Below are 19,510 nucleotides of genomic sequence, written 5' to 3'. Positions count from 1 at the left end.
CGCTCCCCGGGTGGCAAAAACTCGATGTCGTGCCAAACTCGGGGTTAACCCACCACGCGCTGGCGGGACTCGGTGAAATTCCGAACCGGCGGTGATCCGATCCACGATCGGTAAGCCCGCGACCCGGACGTCGTGCATCTCGCGGCGGACGGTGGACCTGGTGAGACTCCGGGGCCGACGGTTGGTCGAGCGGCGACGCCCGGCCAGACAGTCCGGATGGGAGACAGCGCGTCGGCATCGGTGCGGGCTGCCCGGCCCGCAGCGGGGGCGCGCGAAGCGTACCCTCCTGCCCGATTTCCGGCGTTCTGCCCCTTGTGTTCCTCAGCGCGTGACGCACCGCGTGAGAGGACGAGACGATGGTGACCGAGGACGAGGCGATGCGCCGCGCGATCGCGCTGGCCGCCCGGGGCCTCGGCACGACCAGCCCCAACCCGGTGGTGGGCTGCCTGCTGCTCGACCCCGCGGGCGAGGTCGTCGGCGAGGGCTTCCACGCGTACGCCGGGGGCCCGCACGCCGAGATCGTCGCCCTCGCGCAGGCCGGCGACCGGGCCCGCGGCGGCACCGCGGTCGTCACGCTCGAGCCCTGCGACCACACCGGGCGCACCGGGCCCTGCAGCCAGGCCCTGATCAACGCGGGCGTCCGGCGGGTCGTGATCGCGGTGGACGACCCCACGCCCGCCGCGGCCGGCGGCGCGGTCACGTTGCGCGCCGCGGGGGTGCAGGTCGAGACCGGTGTGCGCCGCCGCGAGGCCACCGAGGGCAACGTCGCCTGGCTGACCGCCGTGCGCCGTGGCCGCCCGTACGTGACCTGGAAGTTCGCCGCCACGCTCGACGGCCGCTCGGCTGCCGCCGACGGCACCAGCCAGTGGATCACCTCGCCGCCCGCCCGCTCCGACGTGCACGTGCTGCGCAGCACGGTCGACGCGATCGTGGCCGGGGTCGGCACGGTCCTCGCCGACGACCCGCAGCTCACCGTCCGCGACCTGCGCGACGGCACGCTCGCCATCAAGCAGCCGCTGCGCGTCGTCGTGGACTCCGAGGGCCGCACGCCCGGCGGGGCGCGGGTGAACGACGCCGCCGCACCGACCTGGATCGCCACGACCCGCGAGCTCGGCGCCGGGCCGGACGGCCGCGTCGACCTGCACGCGCTGCTCAGCGCCCTCTACGGCCGCGGCGTGCGCTCGGTGCTGCTCGAGGGCGGCCCGACGCTGGCCGGCGCCTTCCTGGCGGGCGGCCTCGTCGACAAGGTCATCGGCTACGTGGCGCCGAAGCTGCTGGGCGCCGGCCGGACCGCGCTGGTCGACGCGGGCGTCGCCACCATCGGCGACGCGATCGAGCTCGACCTCACCGACATCGCGCAGATCGGCCCGGACCTGCGCTTCACGGCATCGCTGCGGCACAAGCCCGCCGATCACCCACACGAGGAGCACTGATGTTCACCGGCATCGTCGAGGAACTGGGTGAGGTCGTCGGCCTCACCGACTCGGGTGGCGACTCCGCGGTTCTCGCGGTGCGCGGCCCGCTGGTCACGTCCGACGCCCGGCACGGCGACTCGATCTCGGTCAACGGCGTCTGCCTCACCGTGATCGACAACGCGGACGGCGTGTTCACCGCCGACGTGATGGGCGAGACGCTGCGCCGCTCGTCGCTGGGGGCGCTCGAGGTGGGCGGCCAGGTGAACCTCGAGCGGGCCGCCGCGCTGGGCAGCCGCCTCGGCGGGCACCTCGTGCAGGGCCACGTCGACGGGGTCGCGCGGATCGTCGCCCGCGAGCCCGCCGCCGACTGGGAGGTCGTGCGGTTCTCGCTGCCGGCCGGCCTCGCGCGTTACGTGGTCGAGAAGGGCTCGATCACCGTCGACGGGGTGTCGCTGACGGTCATGGCCGTGGACGACGAGACGTTCAGCGTCGGGCTGATCCCGACGACGTCGAAGCTGACCGTGCTGGGCGCCAAGCAGGTCGGCGACCCGGTGAACCTGGAGGTCGACGTGATCGCCAAGTACGTCGAGAAGATGCTCGGAGGCCGCAATGTTTGAGAACGTCGAGCGGGCGATCGCGGACATCGCGGCGGGACGCGCGGTGATCGTGGTCGACAACGAGGACCGCGAGAACGAGGGTGACCTGATCTTCGCCGCCGAGAAGGCGACGCCCGAGCTGGTCGCGTTCATGGTGCGCTACACCTCGGGCTACATCTGCGTGCCGATCACCGAGGAGGAGGCCGACCGCCTCGACCTCCCGCCGATGTTCCACACCAACCAGGACGCGAGGGGCACCGCGTACGCCGTGACGGTCGACGCCCGCGAGGGCGTGTCCACCGGCATCTCGGCCGCCGACCGGGCCCACACGATCCGCCTGCTGTCCTCGCCGCAGACCCAGCCGGCCGACCTCTCCCGCCCCGGCCACGTGGTGCCGCTGCGCGCCAAGCCCGGCGGCGTGCTGCGCCGTCCCGGCCACACCGAGGCCGCGATCGACCTGGCCGTCCTGGCCGGGCTGCGGCCCGCCGGCGTGCTCTGCGAGATGGTCAACGACGACGGCACCATGCAGCGCCGTCCCGACCTCGAGAAGTTCGCCGCCGAGCACGACCTCGCGCTGCTGAGCATCACCGACCTCATCGCGTACCGCCGGCACCGGGAGACCCAGGTCGAGCGGGTGGTCGAGACCCGGCTGCCCACCGAGCACGGGCTGTTCACCGCGGTCGGCTACCGGGCGCTTACCGACGGCGGCGAGCACGTCGCGCTGGTGCACGGCGACCTGGGCGACGGCGAGGACGTGCTGGTGCGCGTGCACTCCGAGTGCCTGACCGGCGACGTCTTCGGCTCGCAGCGCTGCGACTGCGGTCCGCAGCTCGACGCCGCGCTGGAGCGGGTGGCCGAGGCGGGCCGGGGCGTGGTGCTCTACATGCGCGGGCACGAGGGCCGCGGCATCGGGCTGCTGCACAAGCTGCAGGCGTACCAGCTGCAGGACCGCGGGTTCGACACCGTCGACGCGAACCTCGAGCTGGGCCTGCCGGCCGACGCACGCGACTACGGCACCGGCGCGCAGATCCTGTACGACCTGGGCGTGCGCTCGATGCGGCTGCTCACCAACAACCCCGCCAAGCGGGCCGGCCTCGAGGGGTACGGCCTGGAGGTCACCGGCCGCGAGGAGCTGCCCGTGCGCCCGCACCCCGAGAACGTGCACTACCTGCGGACCAAGCGCGACCGCATGGGGCACCTGTTCGAGGCGTTGGGCTGATTTCCGCGCCGTTCAGGGGCGACGATGAGGTTTCGAGCGAGGGGGAGAGATGGCCGGCTTCGGTGATCCGCACATGGAAACGGTGGACGCGGCCGGGCTGCGGCTCGGCATCGTCGGCTCGCGCTGGCACGCCGACCTGGTCGATCACATGATCGAGCGGGCGCGGGCGGCGGCCGGGGCCTGCGGCGTCGAGGACGTCGTCGTGGTCCGGGTCTCCGGCTCGGTGGAGCTGCCGATCGTGGCGCAGGCCCTGGCCCGCAGGTGCGACGCGGTGGTGGCCCTCGGCGTGGTGATCAAGGGCGAGACCGACCACTTCAAGTACGTGAACGACGCGGTGACCTCGGGCCTGACCCGGGTCGCGCTGGACGAGCAGACCCCGGTCGCGCACGGCGTGCTGACCGTGCACAGCCTGGGGCAGGCCCGCGACCGCGCCGGGCTCGAGGACTCGGTGGAGGACAAGGGCTGGCAGAGCACGGTGGCCGTGCTCGACGCCGCCTTGACGCTGCGCGAGCTCGCCAAGCCCTGACCCGCGGGGCCCGTCGGCCGGCGCTGCCCCGCCCGGGGTCAGAGCCGGCCGGCCTCGATGATGCGGGCCAGGAACTGGCGGGTGCGGGCCTCGACCGGCTCGCCCAGCACCTGCGACGGGGGTCCCTGCTCGAGCACGCGGCCGTTGTCGAGGAACGCCACCCGGTCGGCCACCTGCCGGGCGAAGCCCATCTCGTGGGTGGCCAGCACCATCGTCATGCCCTCGCCCTTGAGGTCGCGGATCATCGTGAGCACCTCGCCGACCAGCTCCGGGTCCAGCGCCGAGGTGACCTCGTCGAGCAGCAGCAGCCGCGGGTTGTTGACCAGCGCGCGGACGATCGCCACCCGCTGCTGCTGGCCGCCGGACAACCGGTCGGGATAGCTGCCCGCCTTGTCGGCCAGCCCGACCCGGCGCAGCCACTCCAGGGCCTGCTCGCGGGCCTCGCCGACGGGCCGCTTGTGCACGCGGACCGGCGCGAGCGTGATGTTGTCGAGCACGGTCATGTGCGGGAACAGGTTGTACGACTGGAAGACCAGGCCGATCTTCTGGCGTACGGCGTCGGCGTCCACCCGCGGGTCGGTGATGTCCTCGCCGTCGAGGCGGATCACCCCGTCGTCGATCCCGGCGAGCAGGTTCACGCAGCGCAGCAGCGTCGACTTGCCCGACCCCGAGGCGCCGATCAGCGCCACCACCTCGTGCTCGCCCACGTCCAGCGTGAGCCCGTCGAGGACGACGTGCGAGCCGAACGTCTTGCGGACGTCGGTGCAGCTCAGAACCATCAGGTACCCGCGTTCTGCCGGCGGGCGGCGCGCAGCGTCACCCAGTCGGTGATCCCGATCAGCGGCAGCGCCAGCAGCACGAACAGCACGCCGGCCACCACGTACGGGGTGAAGTTCGCCGTCTGCGCGACGCCGATCTGCGCCGCCCGGATCGCGTCGATCGGACCGGCCAGCGAGATCAGCCCCACGTCCTTCTGCAGCGCGACGGTGTCGTTGAGCAGTGGAGGAGCCACCCGCCGTACGGCCTGGGGGAGCACCACGAAGCGCATCGACTGCCGGTAGCTGAGCCCCAGCGAGCGCGCCGCCGCGATCTGGCTCGGGTGCACCGACTCGATGCCCGCCCGGAACACCTCGGCCAGGTACGCCCCGTACGTGATCACGATGGCCGCCCCGCCGAGCACCGTGACGCTCGGGGTGCCCTGCAGCCGCAGCCCCGGCACGCCGAACGCGAACAGGTAGATCACGATGATGAGCGGCAGACCCCGGAACGAGTACGTGTAGAGGGTCGCGAGCGCCCGCACCGGGAAGAACACCGGGCCGCGCAGCGTGCGCAGCACCGCGATGAGCAGCCCCAGCGCCAGCGCCGCGAACGCGCACACCACGAGCATCCGCAGGTTGAGCCAGAGTCCCTGGAGGATCTCGGGCAGCCAGTCCACGGCGATGCGCGGGTCGAAGAACGACCGGCGGACCCGGTCCCACCCGGGCGCGCCGGTGATCAGCAGGCCGAGCAGCGTGCCGACGACCGCGGTGGAGACGGCGGCCAGCAGCACGGACCGGATCGCCCGCCCGCGACGGAAGGCGATCCGGTCCTGCTGCAGAGGGCTCGGCCGGTAGGCGTCCGGGCTCACGAGAGTTCGGGAGCTCCGCCGGTCTCGGCCAGCCACGTCTTCTCGAGCACGGTGAGGGTGCCGTCCTGGCGCAGCTGGTCGACGGCGCTGCTGACGCAGGGGGTCAGCGCCGAGCCCTTGTCGAGCACGACGCCGAACTGCTCGGGCGTGCCGACCTGGGGGAGCTGGCCGACGATCACGCCGTTGTCGAGCTCGGCGCCGGTCATGTAGAACGCGGTCGGCAGGTCCACCACGAGGCCGTCGACGGTGCCGTTGACCAGGGCGGCCTTGGCGTCGTCGTTGCTGTTGAACACCGACGGCTGGGTGCTCGGCTTGATCAGGTCGGTGACGGCCTGGTAGCTGGTCGTGCCGACCTGGGCGCCCAGCTTGGCGCTCTTGAGGTCGGCCAGCGACTTGGCCCCGGCGATCTTCGAGCCCTTGGTGGTGATCACGGTCTGCCGGACGAGGTAGTACGGCGAGGAGAAGTCCACCGCGTTACGCCGTTCGGGGGTGATCGAGAACTGGTTGATGTCGAAGTCGAACGTCTTCGGACCCGGCGCGATGGCGTTGTTGAACGTCACAGAGGTCCAGATCACGTTGTCCGGCGAGTACCCGAGGCGCTGGGCGATTTGGTACGCGACGGCGGATTCGAAGCCCTTGCCGTTCTTCGGGTCGTTGCCGGAGAACCACGGCTCGTACGCCGGGTTGTCGGTGCCGATCGTGAGCTTGCCGGCGGTCCGGGTAGGAAGGGCGCCAGCAGCGCAGACGTCCGTGGAAGCGCTGGCGGACGTGGTGGGGGACGCGTTCTCGTCGGCGGGAGCGCAGCCCGCGACGGCCGCGAGCACGAGCGCCGCGCCGCCGGTGGTGAGGAGGGTGAATCGGCTGACCATGACGGCACTCTAGGCCACGTCTCACCTGCTGGGGCCGTTCGTCGCCATCCCGTGACGAGTTGACAGAATGGCCGCCGTGAAGACGTTCGAAGAGTTGTTCGCCGAGCTTCAGGCCAAGGCGGTGGAGCGCCCCGAGGGTTCGGGCACCGTCGCCGCCCTGGAGCGCGGAGTCCACTTCATCGGGAAGAAGGTCGTCGAGGAGGCGGCCGAGTCCTGGATGGCCGCCGAGCACGAGGGCCCCGAGCGGGCCGCCGAGGAGATCTCCCAGCTGCTCTACCAGGCCCAGGTGCTGATGATCGCTACCGGTCTCGAGCTGAAGGACGTCTATCGACATCTGTGACGTGCCACTGCGCCACCGTTCCCCCCGAACCGCAAGGAGCACGTCATGCTGCGCATCGCCGTACCCAACAAGGGAACCCTGTCCCAGCCCGCGTCGCAGATGCTGCGCGACGCCGGCTACCGCCAGCGCACCGACCCCAAGGACCTCATCTGCCGCGATGAGGCGAACAACGTCGAGTTCTTCTACCTGCGGCCGCGCGACATCGCCACGTACGTCGGCTCGGGCGACCTCGACCTCGGCATCACCGGCCGTGACCTGCTCGTCGACTCCGGCGTCCCGGCCGTCGAGCTGCTCGACCTCAACTTCGGCGGCGCCACCTTCCGCTGGGCCGCTCCGGTCGGCTCGCTGACGTCGGCCGACGAGATCGGCGGGCGCCGCATCGCGACCGCGTACCCCGGGGTGGTCGAGCGCTATCTGGCCGAGCACGAGCTCAAGGCCGACGTCGTGCGGCTCGACGGCGCGGTCGAGAACGCGGTCCGCCTCGGCGTGGCCGACCTGATCGCCGACGTGGTCGAGACCGGCGCCACGCTGCGCCAGGCCGGGCTGGTCACGCTCGGCGAGCCGCTGCTGCGCTCGTCGGCGATCCTGATCGGCCGGGACGGGCGCGAGCACGCCGGCGCGGCGCAGCTGCTGCGGCGCCTGCAGGGCGTGCTGGTGGCCCGGTCGTACGTGATGCTCGCGTACGACGTCCGAGCCGACCTGCTCGACCGGGCGAGCGCGATGACGCCGGGCTTCGAGTCGCCGACCGTCTCGCCGCTGCACCGCGAGGGGTGGGTGGCCGTGCAGGCGATGGTGCCGCGCGCCGACGTGCACCGGGTGATGGACGAGCTGTACGAGCTCGGCGCCCGCGCCATCCTGGTCACCGACATCGCGAACTGCCGGTTGTAGCGTGGACGTCGTGGAGGAGACCGCCGTGACGTTCCGGCCGCAGAAGATCCGTTGGGTGGCCATCCCGGTGGCCGCCGCGGTGGTGGTGCTCTTCACCGTGCTGAGCTTCGGCCTCAAGGGCTCGGCCGGGTTCGACAACTCGGGCTCGTTCCAGCGCGGCGACCAGGTCGCGATGATCGGCCTCGGCATCCTGATCGGCCTCGGCGTGCTGGCGTTCCTGCGCCCGCGCGTGGTCGCCGACGCCGAGACCATCCGCATCCGCAACGTGATCGGCGGCTACGAGCTGCCCTGGTCGGTGGTGCGGGCGGTGCGCTTCGACCGCAACTCGCCGTGGGCCCAGCTCGAGCTGCACGACGAGGAACAGGTGTCGATCCACGCGCTGCAGGCGGCCGACAAGGACTACGCCGTCGAGGGCGTCCGGGCGCTGCGCCGGCTGCACGCGGCCGCGGTGGACGCGTGACCCGGCACACCTGGTAGGCTTGACGCCGTCGACCACGTGTGCGCTGCCGTGCACACGCGAAAGAGGAGCCCGCTGGTTCCCACCCGCCGCCCTTTCACCGAGGGCCGGGTCCGGTCACCTGGGTGTCGGGGAATACCCGACGCCCGGGGCGCGTCCTCATGGGCGCCGATGACCGGTCGAGCGGGCCCCGGCATGCGCTGAAGTTTTCTTCGGTGCAGGCGGGGCCTTCTGCTTTCCCGGTGCCCGGTTGTCGCGGGCGCGGGGCCGACCGACATTGGCAGAAACAGTAACCGTTCTGAGGAGGCCCCATCAGCGTCGAACCACGCGTTAACGAACAGATCCGGGCACGTGAGGTCCGACTGGTCGGCCCCGAGGGTGAGCAGGTGGGCATCGTCCCGCTCGAGCGAGCCCTCCAGCTGGCCGCGGACGTCGACCTGGACCTGGTCGAGGTTGCTCCGATGGCGCGGCCGCCGGTGTGCAAGCTCATGGACTTCGGCAAGTTCAAGTACGAGAGCGCACTGAAGGCACGCGAAGCGCGGCGCAACCAGCAGCAGACCGTCATCAAGGAGATGAAGCTCCGTCCGAAGATCGACCCGCACGACTACGAGACCAAGAAGGGTCACGTGGTGCGGTTCCTCAAGGCGGGCGACAAGGTCAAGGTGACGATCATGTTCCGCGGTCGCGAGCAGAGCCGCCCCGAGCTGGGTTTCCGGCTCCTGCGCCGGCTCAGCGAAGAGATCTCGGAGCTGGGTTTCGTAGAGGCCAGTCCGAAGCAGGACGGCCGGAACATGATCATGGTGCTGGCCCCGCACCGGGCGACCAAGGCCGCTGCCGCGGCGACGGTCGCGGCCAACGCACGCCCCCCGCGGGAGCCGCGCGAGGGCGACGAGGCCCCGGCGACGACGGCCGGGACCGCCGACACCACCGCAGAGTAGACAGCTTTTCTCCTACGTCGGGGGCCGTGCTCGGCCCCCGGACGTACGGGAAAGATCAGAAAGAGGCTCCACGTGCCTAAGTTCAAGCCCCACACCGGCACCGGCAAGCGGGTGAAGGTGACCGGTTCGGGCAAGATCGTCCGCGAGAAGGCCGGCAAGCGCCACCTGCTCGAGGGCAAGTCCTCGCACGTCACCCGTCGGATGACCGGCACCACGGTCGTCGACGAGTCCGACCTCAAGCGAGTGAAGAAGCTGCTGGGCCGCTGACGCGCGCGCCACAACCGTTCCCCTGTTAGGAGTACCGAAATGGCACGCGTCAAGCGGGCAGTCAACGCCCAGAAGAAGCGTCGCACGTTGCTGGAGACCGCCAGCGGATACCGCGGTCAGCGCTCCCGCCTTTACCGCAAGGCCAAGGAGCAGGTGCTGCACTCGATGCAGTACTCGTACCGCGACCGCCGTGACCGCAAGGGCGACTTCCGCCAGCTGTGGATCACGCGCATCAACGCGGGGGCCCGGGCCAACGGCCTGACCTACAACCGCCTGATCCAGGGCCTCCGCCTCGCGGAGATCGAGGTCGACCGCAAGATCCTGGCCGACCTCGCGGTGAACGACGCCGCCGCGTTCGCGGCGATCGTCGAGGTCGCCAAGGCCGCCGTCGCGGCCGAGGGCACCGGCGGCGCCGCCGCCCAGGCTGCCTGATCGTCCCGTTCGACAGCAGGGCGTCTCCCCGACCCGGGAGGCGCCCTGTTTCGTTGCCAGGAAGGGCCCATGACTTTCACCTCCCGCACTCCCCGAGTCGTCGCCGCGCGCAAGCTGCAGCGCCGCAGGGACCGCGACGCCAGCGGGCGGTTCCTTGCCGAGGGGCCACAGGCGGTGCGTGAGGCGCTTGCCGCGGGCGTGGTGGTCGAGCTGTTCGGCACCGACAACGCCATCGAGCGGTACGCCGACCTGGCGGCCCACGCGCAGGTGGTGTCGCCGGTGAGCGAGGACGGGCTGGCGGCGTTGGCCGAGACGGTGCAGCCGCAGGGGCTGGTGGCCGTGTGCGAGCAGGTGGACGTGTCGCTGGCCGACGCGCTGGCGAAGCGGCCGCGGCTGGTGGCGGTGGTGACGGAGGTCCGCGACCCCGGCAACGCGGGCACCGTGCTGCGGACGGCGGACGCGGCCGGCGCCGGGGCGGTGATCTTCGCGGGGGACGCCGTCGACCCCTACAACGGCAAATGCGTCCGCGCATCGGCGGGCTCGTTGTTTCATGTAGATGTGGTGCGTACCCCTCTCGACGTCGTGAGCCCGCTGCGCGAGGCCGGCCTGCAGGTCCTGGCCACCAGCGGCTACGGCGCCGACGACCTCGACTCCCTGGCGGACGACGGCGTGCTGGCGGCGCCGACGGCGTGGCTGTTCGGCTCCGAGGCGCACGGCCTGCCCCCGGTGCTGCTCGACGCGGCCGACCGGCAGGTACGCGTGCCGATCTACGGCGGCGCGGAGAGCCTCAACCTGGCCGCGGCCGCCGCCGTGTGCCTGTACGCCTCCGCGCGGGCGCAGCGCTGATGCGGGCGATCGTCTACGACGCCGCCGGTGCGGCGCCGCGCATCGCCGACGTGCCCGAACCCGTCTGCCCGCCCGACGGCGCCGTCATCGACGTGCGGGCCACCGGGCTGTGCCGCTCCGACTGGCACGCCTGGCGCGGGCACGACCCGGTGCCGCTGCCGCACATCCCCGGCCACGAGTTCGCCGGCGTGGTCGTCGCCGCGGGCCCGGCGGTCAAGGGCTTCCACCTGGGCGACCGGGTGACCGCGCCGTTCGTCAACGGCTGCGGCGTCTGCGGGTACTGCCTCGCGGGCCGGGCGCAGATCTGCCCCGACCAGACCCAGCCGGGCTTCACCCACGCCGGGTCGTTCGCCGAGCGGGTCGTCGTGCGGGCGGCCGACACCAACCTCGTCCGGCTGCCCGACAGCGTCGGCTTCGTGCCGGCCGCCGCGCTGGGCTGCCGGTTCGCCACGGCGTTCCGCGCGCTGACGGGGCACGGACCGGTGCCCGACGACGCCACCGTGGCGGTCTTCGGCTGCGGCGGCGTGGGGCTGTCCGCGATCATGATCGCCACCGCGCTGCGGCTCCGCGTGCTCGCCGTGGACCCGTCGCCGGCCGCCAACTCGCTCGCGGCGTCGCTCGGCGCGGTGATCGTGCACGAGATCGACCAGGAGGCGGACATCGCCATCGACGCGTACGGGTCCGCCGAGACCGCGCAGGCCTCGGTGCGCAGCCTCAAGCGGGGCGGCCGGCACGTGCAGGTGGGGCTGATGCTGGGCGCGGACGCCCGCGCGCCGCTGCCGTGGGACCTCGTGGTGGCGCGCGAGCTGCAGGTGGTGGGCTCGCACGGGATGGCCGCCGCGGACTACGGGCCGATGGTCGACCTGGTGGCGCGCGGCCGGCTCGACCCGGCCCTGCTGGTCGGCTCGGAGATCCCGCTGGAGGCCGCCGGGGTCGCGCTGACCGCCATGGACTCGCCGATCCCGGGCCACGCCGGGATGGTCGTGGCCGTCCGCGGCGCCTGACGCGATATGCTCATGGGCGTGTCAGGCCTGACGATGCTGTTTAGCCGGCCCGCTGGTCGCGGGCCCGGGCTCTGACGCCCCGAACTCCCTGACCGGCGGGCTGCGGCTCAGCCGTGCCTCCGTACACTGCCGTCTGGCAATCCGGTGTGAGGGAGACCATGTCCTACCGCAACGATCCGTACGACCCCAAGCAGGCCGCGCTGCTCGACCCGGCCGCGCTCGAGGCCGCCGTCGACGAGGCGCGCAAGGCGTTCGACGCCGCGTCCGACCTGGACTCGCTGGCCGCGCTCAAGCCCGCCCACCTCGGCGACCGCGCCCCGGTCTCGCTGGCCCGGCGCGAGATCGGCTCGCTGCCGCCGGCCGCCAAGTCCGACGCCGGCAAGCGGGTCAACCTCGCCCGGCAGTCCATTCAGGGCGCGTACGACTCCCGCCTCGCCGAGCTCGAGATCGAGCGCGCCGCCCGGGTGCTCGTCGAGGAGCGCGTCGACGTCACCCTGCCGTGGGACCGGCGCCCGCGCGGCGCCCGCCACCCGCTGACCACGCTGATGGAGCACATGGGCGACCTGTTCGCCGGCATGGGCTACGACATCGTGGAGGGTCCCGAGCTCGAGCTGGAGTGGGCGAACTTCGACGCGCTCAACATCGGGCCCGACAACGCCGTCCGCGGGTCGATGGACACCTTCTACGTCGACCTGCCCGGCCTGGTCATGCGCACCCACACCTCACCCGGCCAGGTGCGCTCGATGCTCACCCGGCAGCCACCCATCTATGTGGTCAGCCCGGGCCGCGCCTACCGCTCCGACGAGCTCGACGCCACGCACAGCCCGGTGTTCCACCAGATCGAGGGCCTGGTCGTCGACGAGGGCATCACGATGGCCCACCTGCGCGGCACGCTCGACCACTTCGCCAAGGCGATGTTCGGCCCCGACGCCCGTACCCGCTGGCGGCCGCACTACTTCCCGTTCACCGAGCCGTCCGCCGAGTTCGACGTGTGGTTCGCCCAGCACCGCGACGGCCCGCGCTGGGTCGAGTGGGGCGGCTGCGGCATGGTCAACCCGCGGGTGCTGGTCGCGTGCGGCATCGACCCCGAGCGCTACTCGGGCTTCGCGTTCGGCATGGGCGTCGAGCGGACGCTGATGTTCCGCAACGGCGTCAGCGACATGCGCGACATGGTCGAGGGCGACGTGCGGTTCACCGCGAACTTCGGAATGGAGGTCTGAGGCGCATGAAGACGTCACTGTCCTGGCTGCGGGAGTTCGTCGAGCTGCCCGCCGGCCTCACCGCGGAGCAGCTCGACGAGGCGCTGACGAACCTCGGCATGGAGGTCGAGTCGATCGTCGACCAGGCCGCCACCGTCAAGGGCGACCTCGTCGTGGGCCGGGTGCTCACCATCGAGGAGCTGACCGGCTTCAAGAAGCCGATCCGCTTCACCACCGTGGACGTGGGCCGCGGCGAGCCGCAGGAGATCGTGTGCGGCGCCCGCAACTTCAGCGAGGGCGACCTGGTGGCGGTCATCCTGCCGGGCGGCGAGCTGCCGGGCGGCTTCACGATCGGCGCGCGGAAGACGTACGGCCGCAATTCGAACGGCATGATCTGCAGCGCCGCCGAGCTCGGCCTCAGCGGCGACCATTCCGGCATCATCGTGCTGCCGCCCGGCGCGGCCTCGCCCGGCGACGACGCGCGTCCGGTGGTGGGGCTGTCCGACGTGCTCGTCGAGGTCGAGATCACCCCGGACCGCGGGTATGAGATGAGCTTGCGCGGCATCGCGCGGGAGCTGTCGTACGCGTTCTCCGCGGCGTACACCGACCCGGCCACGCTGGTGCCCGGTCGCGCCGGCACTGCCGAACCGCCGTACGCGGTCACGGTCGAGGACACCGTCGGCTGCGACCGCTTCTCCGCCCGGGTGGTGCGCGGCATCGACCCGAACGCCCCGTCGCCCGAGTGGATGCAGAAGCGCCTGATCGCGTCCGGCATCCGCTCGATCTCGCTGCCGGTCGACATCACCAACTACCTGATGCTCGAGCTGGGCCAGCCGATGCACGTGTTCGACCTCAACCGGCTCAACGGCGGCCTGGTCGTGCGCCGCGCCCACCCCGGCGAGAAGCTCACCACGCTCGACGGCGTGGCCCGGGTGCTCGACGCCGAGGACATGGTGATCTGCGACGACACCGGCCCGATCTCGCTGGCCGCGATCATGGGCGGCGAGACCAGCGAGTGGCAGCCCGACACCGTCGACGTGCTGCTCGAGGCCGCGCACTGGGACCCGGTGATGGTCGGCCGCACGGCCCGCCGGCACAAGCTGTTCAGCGAGGCCGCCAAGCGGTGGGAGCGCGGCGTCGACCCGCAGCTCACGCTGATCGCGCTGGAGCGGGCGGTACGGATCCTCACCGAGCACGCCGGCGGCACCGTCGACGAGCGCGTGCTCGACATCGACCACCTGGCCGCCCCGGCGACGATCTCGCTGGATCCGGGGCTGGCCACGCGGCGGATCGGTCTCGCGTACGACGCCGAGCAGGTGGCCGCCCTGCTGTCCCAGGTGGGCTGCACGGTCACCGGCTCGGCGCCGCTCGAGGTGACCCCGCCGTCCTGGCGCCCCGACCTGCTGGCGCCGATCGACCTCGTCGAGGAGGTCGCCCGGCTGGGCGGCTACAACGACATCCCCTCGCTCCTGCCGCCCGCGCGCGGGGGCAGCGGTGTCACGCCGGCGCAGCGCCGCCGGCGCACGGTCGGGCGGGCGCTGGCCGAGAACGGCTACGTCGAGGTGCTGTCGTACCCGTTCGTCGCGCCGGGCGCCGCCGACCAGCTCGGCTACCCCGCGGACGACCCGCGGCGCAGCGCCGTGCGGCTCACCAACCCGCTGTCCGAGCAGGAGCCGCTGCTGCGCACGTCGCTGCTGGCCCCGCTGCTCGGCACGCTCAAGCGCAACCTGGGCCGGGGCAGGCGCGACGTGGCGGTCTTCGAGACGGGTACGGTCTTCCTGCCGCGCCTGGCCGGCAACGCGCCGCCCGCGATGGGCGTCGACCGGCGTCCCTCCGACACCGAGTGGGCGGCGGCCAACGCGATCGTGCCCGCCCAGCCGTGGCACCTCGCGGCCGCGCTGACCGGCGACATCGAGCCCGCCGGCTGGTGGGGCGCGGGGCGCGAGGCGTCCTGGGCCGACGCGATCGAGGCGGCGCGCATCGCCGTCGCGGCGGCGGGCATCTCGGCCGACCGGGTCACCGTGAGCGCGGCCGAGCTGGCGCCGTGGCACCCCGGCCGGTGCGCGGCTATCGCGGTGGACGGCACGGTCGTCGGCCACGCGGGCGAGCTGCACCCCGCGGTGGTGTCCGCGTTCGAGCTGCCCAAGCGGACCGCCGCGATGGAGCTCGACCTGGACGCGCTGCCGCTGCCCCCGGTCACCCAGGCGCCGCGGATCTCCTCGTTCCCGCCGGCGCTGATCGACGTGGCGCTGGTGGTCGACCGCGACGTCCCCGCTGCGGAGGTCTCGGCCGCGCTGGCGGCCGGGGCGGGCTCGCTGCTCGAGTCGGTGTCGCTGTTCGACCTCTACGAGTCCGAGCAGCTGGGGGAGGGGAAGAAGTCGCTCGCCTACAAGCTGACCTTCCGTGCCCCCGACCGCACGCTCACCACCGAGGAGACCCTGGCCGCGCGGGATGCCGCCGTGGCCGCGGTGTCGTCGCAGTTCGCAGCCGTGCTGCGCGGAGCCTGAGCACGGGGTGGGCGCCGGGTCCTTCGGCCCGGCGCCTACCCCGTTTTTTGTCGTACCCGGGCTCTACCTTGCTCGCATGGATGCTCTGATCGCCTCTGTGCTGGACGCCGTGGCCGCCGACGACCGGCCGGCGCTGGTCCGGCTGCTGCACCCCTACCTGCACTGGACCGAGGCCGGCGTCACGGTGCGCGGGCGCACCAAGGTCTTCGCGCGGCTGGCCGCCGGCCCCCCGCCCGCGCCGCCCGACTCCTACGAGCTGCGCGACGGCCAGATCTACCGCTGGATCTCGACCGGCGTGCCCGAGCGCGGCCGGCCGAAGACCTCCGAGGCGTTGCCGCCACGGATCAACAGCTCGTAGAACGGCTTGCCCCAGCCCGAGCTGCCCGGCGCGAACGACGTGGCGCCGGCCGGCACGGTGAAGACGCCGTCGCTGACGATGGCCTCCGCGGTGACGTCGCCGATCGTCACCCGTACGGGTGTGCCCGGTTCGGCCGGCGACTCGTGCCACGAGGTCTTCAGGTTGCCGTAACCGTCGGTGTAGACCACTGCGTTCTCCGGAGGGGCGGGCATTTCGAGCACCTCGCCCAGCACGTCCTCGCCGCGGGCCAGCGCCGCCACGGCCGCGGGGAAGACGTCGCGCGAGCGGAACTGCGAGCCGGCGTCGGGCACCTTGACGGCCCGCACGCTGACACCCTCGGCCGCCAGGAAGGCGAGGCTGGCGCCCGAAGCCACCGCCACCACGAGCACGCCCGACTCGGTGCGGGCCGCGGCGAGCCGTTCCCCGGCGTTGTCCGGGCGCGGGTCGTCCTCGTCCTCCCGCGGCGCCACGTTGGCGAACACGATGCGCTCCAGGGGCCCGTCGGTCAGCGCCAGCTGGGCCACGCAGAACCCCGCGCTCACCGTGTCGAACGCGGGCACCGGCACCATCGTGACGTCGGCGTGCGGGATGAGCTTCGCGAACCGCTGGCGCACCTCCGCGAAGGCGAGATCCCCGAACCCGTAGTCGGCAACGACCGTGACAAGCATGTCCGCAGAGTATCCGTACCGTCGCGGTTTCTCTCGTCAATCGATGGTGTGGCCGCCGTTGACGGTGATCCGTTCGCCGGTGACGAAGCGGGACGCGTCCGAAGCCACGAAGGCGACCACGTCGGCGATCTCCTGCGGCGTGCCCATCCGGCGCAGCGGCACGTCGGCCAGGTAGCCGGCGCTGTCCGCCTCGGTGACCTCGCCGTGCCGCTCGACCGGGATCCACCCCGGCGCCACCACGTTGACGGTCACGTTGTCGGCGCCCAGCTCGCGCGCCCACGTGCGGGCCAGGATCAGCTGCGCGCCCTTGGCCGCGTTGTAGGCCGACCAGCCGGGCAGCGCGCGCTCCACCATGTCCGAGCCGATGTGGACGAAGCGGCCCCCGCCCAGCCGGCGCATGTGGGGCAGCGTGGCCTGCAGCAGCAGGGTGGGGCTCTTCACGAAGAACACCAGCTGGTCGAGGTGCGCCTGCCAGGTGGTCTCCTCGGCCCTGGCCGTGGGCTGCGGGCCGGTCGCGTTGGCGACGATGACCCGTACGGGACCCAGCTTCTCCTCGACCTCGGTGGCCAGGCGGGTGACGTCGTCCTCGTCGGTCACGTCCGCCCGGAACGCGGCCGCGCGGCCGCCGGCGGCCTCGATGGCGGCCACCACCCGGGCGGCGCCGTCCGCGTCGGAACGGTAGTTGACCGCCACCGGCCACCCGTCCGCGGCCAGCCGGCGGCAGATGTGCGCGCCCAGCCCGCGCGAGGCGCCGGTCACCAGCGCGGTACCCGAGATCGTCATGCGCCGACGTTAATGGCGCGCGGCCGGCCCGGCGGCCGTGTGATGATCTGCGGCGTGTCCGGACGAGCCCTCAGTTTTGGTGCCATTGCCCAGGCCTACGAGCGTTTCCGGCCCGGCTATCCCGACGAGGTGTTCGAGCTGGTGGCGGCGTACGCGGGCCGCCCGCTGCGGACCGCGCTCGAGATCGGCGCGGGCACCGGCAAGGCGACGCGCCTGTTCGCCGGCCGCGGTGTCGCCGTGACCGCCTCCGAGCCCGACGCCGACATGCTCACGGAGCTGCGTAGACACGTGCCCCCGAACGTCCGCCCGCTGCGGGCCGCGTTCGAGGAGCTGCCGGCCGGGGAGACGTACGACCTGGTCTATGCGGCGGCGGCGCTGCACTGGACCAGGCCCGAGGGCCGGTGGGAGCGCGTCGCGGGCCTGCTCGCGCCCGGCGGCGTGTTCGCCAACTTCGGCGGGCCGGTGCAGCTGGTCGACCCCGCCGTGGAGGAGGCCGTGCGCGCGGCCCGGGCGCCGTTCCTGGCGAGCGACGACGTGCCGTCCCCCGACGGGACGCCTGCGGAGGCCGCCCTGCAGTGGCCCGGCACGGAGCTCGAGACCTCGCCGTTCTTCACCGACGTCCGGCAGACCACGATCGAGCGCCGCTTCACCCTGACGCCCGACGACTACGTCGGCCACCTGGCCACCGTCTCCGCGTACCTGGAACTGCCCGCCGCCGACCGCGAGCAGGTGTGGACCCGCATCCGCGCGGTCCTGCCCGCCACCGTCGAACTCGAGTCCGACATCGTCGTCCACCTGGCCCGCCGCCCAGGCTGAGCCCCGCCGCCGGCACGCCCGGCGGGGCTCCTCGTGCCGCCTAGAGGTCGAACTCCGCGTCCTTCACCCCGCCCACGAAGGCCGCCCACTCCCCGTGCGTGTATGCGTGCGGCGGCTTGCTGCGGTCCTTGGAGTCCCGAACCAGCACGGCGTCGTCGGTGACCATGACCTCGACGCACTGACCGCTGGAGCTCGACTTGCTGCTCGTGCGCCAGACGTTGCGTTCCATCCGGACTTCCTTCTGCTATGCGGCTCGCGCCGCTTCCTGGATCAGTTTCCTGCTCTGCGTCTCGCTCAGCGCCGCCTGGGCGATGAGGTCGAATGTGCGTGCGAACCGTGCAACATCTTCCTCGGTCTCCAAGAACGCGTCACCCGCAATTCCGTCGACGTAGACCAGCGGCGCGTCGAACGGATCGGCGAAGTCCATGACCACGAACGACCCCGGCATGCCAGGGTGCGCGCCGGCGGCGAACGGAACGACCTGCAGGCGCACATTCGGCAGGCTGCTCGCCTTGACGAGATGGGTGAGCTGAGCCCTCATGACCTCTGCCCCCCCGACCGTGCGCCGGATCGCCGCCTCGTCCACGACAGCGTGAAGCTGCATGGGAACCGGTCGGCTGAGTACGGACTGACGCTGCATACGCACATCCACCCGGCGCTGCACGTCGTCCGCCTTCAGCGACCGGCCGGCATCCGCATCAGCGATGACGGCGTGCGCGTACTCGGCAGTCTGGAGCAGGCCGGGAACGAACAAGCTCTCGTAGTTCTTGAGCCGCTCGGCCTCGTGCTCGAAGGCGACGTACGCCTGGTACTGCTCCGGCAGGTACGGCTCGTACACCTGGAACCAGCCTGTCTGGCCAGATTCCTTGAGCCAGCCCAGCAAGGTCGCCTGGCGCTCCCTGTCCACCTGGTAGAGCTGCAGCAACGTCGTCACCGTACGCCGCTGCGGCTTGTTCTGCGCCCGCTCGATCCGGTACAGCGAGGACTGGTCGAGCCCGGTCGCCTCGGTCACCGCCTCGACGGTGAGCTGCGCCGCGACACGCAACCGGCGCAACTCGGCGGCCAGCCGCCTGAGCCTGATCGTCGGTGTTCTGCGCCCCGCCATCCCGGCCATCCCCTCACTCCGTCCCGTAAGTGTGCATGGACCCATACCTAGGCGTGCACATGCCCTCGCGTCTGCGTGTCAAGGAAATGCAAGCCTTGCAAAGCCAAGCCTGTGGGCGCAGTGTAGGTCACAGCAAGTTACGCACCCGTCCCTCGCCACGTGAGGAGCTGGTTCTCATGCATCGCCCCCGGGCTCGCCTCCGGACGTGGCGCAGACGGCTGTGTGTCTGCGGCTTGCCGTGGCCTTGCGTGGACGCGCGTCTCGAGGCGGTGCGCGACCCGTTCATCCGCGGGCCGGTGACGGAAGCAGACTCGAACGGCGGACGCAGGTGACGGCTGTGGCGGAGTTGGTGCACACGCCGGAGCGGCCGGGGTTCGGGTGTGCGGTCTGCCGGCGGCCGTGGCCGTGCCCGCCGGCGAAGGTTCAGCTGTCCGAGGAGTACGCCGGCGACCTCACCGGACTGTGCGTCTATCTGTCGGCACAGCTCGGGGACGCCATCGAGGAGGCGGTCCGCGACCACAACTGGGGCCGCGTCGACGACCTCTACGACCGGTTCGTCAGCTGGGCGCGGAGGCCGGTGTGTTGGCCGCAGGCGGAACAATATATCGATCGACATGGACATGTGGGCGGCAGTGGGACAGAGTGAGTCG

Annotated in this window: 24 protein-coding genes and 1 riboswitch; of the genes, 17 read left to right on the top strand and 7 right to left on the bottom strand. The window is 72.2% G+C overall.

Going from position 1 to position 19,510, the window contains the following annotated elements; translation table 11 throughout:
• The first annotated feature begins 54 nt into the window (after window positions 1-54).
• A riboswitch (FMN riboswitch) is annotated at window positions 55-232 on the top strand.
• A 124-nt stretch (window positions 233-356) separates the two neighbouring features.
• From ribD to ribH, 4 genes are read left to right on the top strand one after another with little or no spacing between them, the layout of a single operon-like run.
• The gene (gene ribD, locus ACSNN8_RS01470; RefSeq protein ID WP_436646373.1) at window positions 357-1,433 is read left to right on the top strand and encodes a bifunctional diaminohydroxyphosphoribosylaminopyrimidine deaminase/5-amino-6-(5-phosphoribosylamino)uracil reductase RibD; all 1,077 of its coding nucleotides are present in this window, start codon (window positions 357-359) and stop codon (window positions 1,431-1,433) included.
• The gene (locus tag ACSNN8_RS01465) at window positions 1,433-2,032 is read left to right on the top strand and encodes a riboflavin synthase (protein ID WP_436646371.1); all 600 of its coding nucleotides are present in this window, start codon (window positions 1,433-1,435) and stop codon (window positions 2,030-2,032) included. The genes ribD and ACSNN8_RS01465 overlap by 1 nt, the downstream gene beginning before the upstream one ends.
• Window positions 2,025-3,230, top strand: coding sequence for a bifunctional 3,4-dihydroxy-2-butanone-4-phosphate synthase/GTP cyclohydrolase II (locus ACSNN8_RS01460; protein ID WP_436646370.1), 1,206 nt, complete (start codon window positions 2,025-2,027; stop codon window positions 3,228-3,230). The genes ACSNN8_RS01465 and ACSNN8_RS01460 overlap by 8 nt, the downstream gene beginning before the upstream one ends.
• Before the next feature lie 49 nt (window positions 3,231-3,279).
• The gene (ribH, locus tag ACSNN8_RS01455; RefSeq protein ID WP_436646368.1) at window positions 3,280-3,756 is read left to right on the top strand and encodes a 6,7-dimethyl-8-ribityllumazine synthase; all 477 of its coding nucleotides are present in this window, start codon (window positions 3,280-3,282) and stop codon (window positions 3,754-3,756) included.
• A 38-nt stretch (window positions 3,757-3,794) separates the two neighbouring features.
• Here the strand turns inward: ribH and ACSNN8_RS01450 are convergent, their stop codons facing one another.
• Genes ACSNN8_RS01450 through ACSNN8_RS01440 form a run of 3 tightly spaced genes read right to left on the bottom strand, consistent with a single transcriptional unit; the run spans window position 3,795 to window position 6,252 of the window.
• Entirely contained in the window at window positions 3,795-4,535 is a 741-nt protein-coding gene (locus ACSNN8_RS01450) for an amino acid ABC transporter ATP-binding protein (RefSeq protein ID WP_436646367.1), read from the bottom strand.
• Complete coding sequence (locus ACSNN8_RS01445) at window positions 4,535-5,383, bottom strand: amino acid ABC transporter permease (protein ID WP_436646365.1); 849 nt, start codon at window positions 5,381-5,383, stop codon at window positions 4,535-4,537. Before ACSNN8_RS01445 ends, ACSNN8_RS01450 begins: the two co-directional genes overlap by 1 nt.
• Window positions 5,380-6,252 (bottom strand): ABC transporter substrate-binding protein, encoded by an 873-nt coding sequence (locus ACSNN8_RS01440; protein ID WP_436646364.1) that lies wholly within the window; start codon window positions 6,250-6,252, stop codon window positions 5,380-5,382. The genes ACSNN8_RS01445 and ACSNN8_RS01440 overlap by 4 nt, the downstream gene beginning before the upstream one ends.
• 76 nt (window positions 6,253-6,328) lie before the next feature.
• Here ACSNN8_RS01440 and ACSNN8_RS01435 point away from each other — a divergent pair, with 76 nt between their 5' ends.
• From ACSNN8_RS01435 to ACSNN8_RS01385, 11 genes are all read left to right on the top strand, one after another.
• Window positions 6,329-6,592: a phosphoribosyl-ATP diphosphatase gene (locus ACSNN8_RS01435; RefSeq protein WP_436646362.1), complete on the top strand. Its 264-nt coding sequence runs from the start codon at window positions 6,329-6,331 to the stop codon at window positions 6,590-6,592.
• Between the two features lie 45 nt (window positions 6,593-6,637).
• Window positions 6,638-7,480: an ATP phosphoribosyltransferase gene (gene hisG / locus ACSNN8_RS01430; protein WP_436646361.1), complete on the top strand. Its 843-nt coding sequence runs from the start codon at window positions 6,638-6,640 to the stop codon at window positions 7,478-7,480.
• A gap of 1 nt (window position 7,481) precedes the next feature.
• Complete coding sequence (locus ACSNN8_RS01425) at window positions 7,482-7,940, top strand: PH domain-containing protein (RefSeq protein WP_436646359.1); 459 nt, start codon at window positions 7,482-7,484, stop codon at window positions 7,938-7,940.
• 308 nt (window positions 7,941-8,248) lie between these two features.
• Window positions 8,249-8,875: a translation initiation factor IF-3 gene (infC, locus tag ACSNN8_RS01420; RefSeq protein ID WP_436649360.1), complete on the top strand. Its 627-nt coding sequence runs from the start codon at window positions 8,249-8,251 to the stop codon at window positions 8,873-8,875.
• 72 nt (window positions 8,876-8,947) lie between these two features.
• Window positions 8,948-9,142 (top strand): 50S ribosomal protein L35, encoded by a 195-nt coding sequence (gene rpmI, locus ACSNN8_RS01415; protein WP_436646357.1) that lies wholly within the window; start codon window positions 8,948-8,950, stop codon window positions 9,140-9,142.
• Window positions 9,143-9,181: 39 nt separating this feature from the next.
• A complete protein-coding gene (gene rplT, locus ACSNN8_RS01410) occupies window positions 9,182-9,574 on the top strand; it encodes a 50S ribosomal protein L20 (RefSeq protein WP_436646356.1) in 393 nt (130 codons plus the stop codon).
• A 69-nt stretch (window positions 9,575-9,643) separates the two neighbouring features.
• Complete coding sequence (locus ACSNN8_RS01405) at window positions 9,644-10,420, top strand: TrmH family RNA methyltransferase (protein ID WP_436646355.1); 777 nt, start codon at window positions 9,644-9,646, stop codon at window positions 10,418-10,420.
• Window positions 10,420-11,424, top strand: a complete 1,005-nt coding sequence (locus tag ACSNN8_RS01400) for an alcohol dehydrogenase catalytic domain-containing protein (protein ID WP_436646353.1) — start codon at window positions 10,420-10,422, stop codon at window positions 11,422-11,424. The genes ACSNN8_RS01405 and ACSNN8_RS01400 overlap by 1 nt, the downstream gene beginning before the upstream one ends.
• Before the next feature lie 158 nt (window positions 11,425-11,582).
• Entirely contained in the window at window positions 11,583-12,644 is a 1,062-nt protein-coding gene (gene pheS / locus ACSNN8_RS01395; protein ID WP_436646351.1) for a phenylalanine--tRNA ligase subunit alpha, read from the top strand.
• Window positions 12,645-12,649: 5 nt separating this feature from the next.
• Window positions 12,650-15,130, top strand: a complete 2,481-nt coding sequence (gene pheT, locus ACSNN8_RS01390) for a phenylalanine--tRNA ligase subunit beta (RefSeq protein WP_436646350.1) — start codon at window positions 12,650-12,652, stop codon at window positions 15,128-15,130.
• 76 nt (window positions 15,131-15,206) lie between these two features.
• A complete protein-coding gene (locus ACSNN8_RS01385) occupies window positions 15,207-15,488 on the top strand; it encodes a DUF4440 domain-containing protein (RefSeq protein WP_436646348.1) in 282 nt (93 codons plus the stop codon).
• On the opposite strand, the gene ACSNN8_RS01380 is transcribed toward ACSNN8_RS01385, so the two are convergent.
• Together ACSNN8_RS01380 and ACSNN8_RS01375 are read right to left on the bottom strand one after the other, a co-directional pair.
• Window positions 15,404-16,156, bottom strand: a complete 753-nt coding sequence (locus ACSNN8_RS01380; protein ID WP_436646347.1) for a hypothetical protein — start codon at window positions 16,154-16,156, stop codon at window positions 15,404-15,406. The two genes, ACSNN8_RS01385 and ACSNN8_RS01380, sit on opposite strands and share 85 nt — an antisense overlap.
• 36 nt (window positions 16,157-16,192) lie before the next feature.
• Complete coding sequence (locus tag ACSNN8_RS01375) at window positions 16,193-16,939, bottom strand: SDR family oxidoreductase (protein ID WP_436646346.1); 747 nt, start codon at window positions 16,937-16,939, stop codon at window positions 16,193-16,195.
• Window positions 16,940-16,993: 54 nt separating this feature from the next.
• Here ACSNN8_RS01375 and ACSNN8_RS01370 point away from each other — a divergent pair, with 54 nt between their 5' ends.
• Window positions 16,994-17,755 (top strand): class I SAM-dependent methyltransferase, encoded by a 762-nt coding sequence (locus tag ACSNN8_RS01370; protein ID WP_436646345.1) that lies wholly within the window; start codon window positions 16,994-16,996, stop codon window positions 17,753-17,755.
• 40 nt (window positions 17,756-17,795) lie between these two features.
• Here ACSNN8_RS01370 and ACSNN8_RS01365 read toward each other — a convergent pair whose 3' ends face one another.
• Both ACSNN8_RS01365 and ACSNN8_RS01360 read right to left on the bottom strand, forming a co-directional pair.
• Complete coding sequence (locus ACSNN8_RS01365; RefSeq protein WP_436646343.1) at window positions 17,796-17,984, bottom strand: DUF397 domain-containing protein; 189 nt, start codon at window positions 17,982-17,984, stop codon at window positions 17,796-17,798.
• Between the two features lie 15 nt (window positions 17,985-17,999).
• Entirely contained in the window at window positions 18,000-18,860 is an 861-nt protein-coding gene (locus ACSNN8_RS01360; RefSeq protein ID WP_436649358.1) for a helix-turn-helix domain-containing protein, read from the bottom strand.
• Window positions 18,861-19,197: 337 nt separating this feature from the next.
• On the opposite strand from ACSNN8_RS01360, the gene ACSNN8_RS01355 reads away from it, so the two are divergent.
• On the top strand, window positions 19,198-19,506 hold the full coding sequence (locus tag ACSNN8_RS01355) for a flavin reductase (protein ID WP_436646341.1): 309 nt from the start codon (window positions 19,198-19,200) through the stop codon (window positions 19,504-19,506).
• Window positions 19,507-19,510: the final 4 nt, after the last annotated feature.

Origin of the sequence: Actinoplanes sp. URMC 104 (assembly GCF_051386375.1) — a bacterium.
Classification (GTDB): domain Bacteria; phylum Actinomycetota; class Actinomycetes; order Mycobacteriales; family Micromonosporaceae; genus Actinoplanes.
This window is presented reverse-complemented; position numbering and strand designations above follow the sequence as displayed.

Coding starts and splice junctions, on each gene's coding strand:
- ACSNN8_RS01385 (WP_436646348.1), top strand. CDS start 15,207: ATGGATGCTCTGATCGCCTCTGTGCTGGACGCCGTGGCCGCCGACGAC.
- ACSNN8_RS01440 (WP_436646364.1), bottom strand. CDS start 6,252: ATGGTCAGCCGATTCACCCTCCTCACCACCGGCGGCGCGGCGCTCGTG.
- ACSNN8_RS01450 (WP_436646367.1), bottom strand. CDS start 4,535: ATGGTTCTGAGCTGCACCGACGTCCGCAAGACGTTCGGCTCGCACGTC.
- ACSNN8_RS01380 (WP_436646347.1), bottom strand. CDS start 16,156: ATGCTTGTCACGGTCGTTGCCGACTACGGGTTCGGGGATCTCGCCTTC.
- rplT (WP_436646356.1), top strand. CDS start 9,182: ATGGCACGCGTCAAGCGGGCAGTCAACGCCCAGAAGAAGCGTCGCACG.
- ribH (WP_436646368.1), top strand. CDS start 3,280: ATGGCCGGCTTCGGTGATCCGCACATGGAAACGGTGGACGCGGCCGGG.
- ACSNN8_RS01465 (WP_436646371.1), top strand. CDS start 1,433: ATGTTCACCGGCATCGTCGAGGAACTGGGTGAGGTCGTCGGCCTCACC.
- pheT (WP_436646350.1), top strand. CDS start 12,650: ATGAAGACGTCACTGTCCTGGCTGCGGGAGTTCGTCGAGCTGCCCGCC.
- ACSNN8_RS01400 (WP_436646353.1), top strand. CDS start 10,420: ATGCGGGCGATCGTCTACGACGCCGCCGGTGCGGCGCCGCGCATCGCC.
- ACSNN8_RS01405 (WP_436646355.1), top strand. CDS start 9,644: ATGACTTTCACCTCCCGCACTCCCCGAGTCGTCGCCGCGCGCAAGCTG.
- pheS (WP_436646351.1), top strand. CDS start 11,583: ATGTCCTACCGCAACGATCCGTACGACCCCAAGCAGGCCGCGCTGCTC.
- ACSNN8_RS01360 (WP_436649358.1), bottom strand. CDS start 18,860: ATGGCGGGGCGCAGAACACCGACGATCAGGCTCAGGCGGCTGGCCGCC.
- ACSNN8_RS01460 (WP_436646370.1), top strand. CDS start 2,025: ATGTTTGAGAACGTCGAGCGGGCGATCGCGGACATCGCGGCGGGACGC.
- ACSNN8_RS01375 (WP_436646346.1), bottom strand. CDS start 16,939: ATGACGATCTCGGGTACCGCGCTGGTGACCGGCGCCTCGCGCGGGCTG.
- ribD (WP_436646373.1), top strand. CDS start 357: ATGGTGACCGAGGACGAGGCGATGCGCCGCGCGATCGCGCTGGCCGCC.
- ACSNN8_RS01365 (WP_436646343.1), bottom strand. CDS start 17,984: ATGGAACGCAACGTCTGGCGCACGAGCAGCAAGTCGAGCTCCAGCGGT.
- hisG (WP_436646361.1), top strand. CDS start 6,638: ATGCTGCGCATCGCCGTACCCAACAAGGGAACCCTGTCCCAGCCCGCG.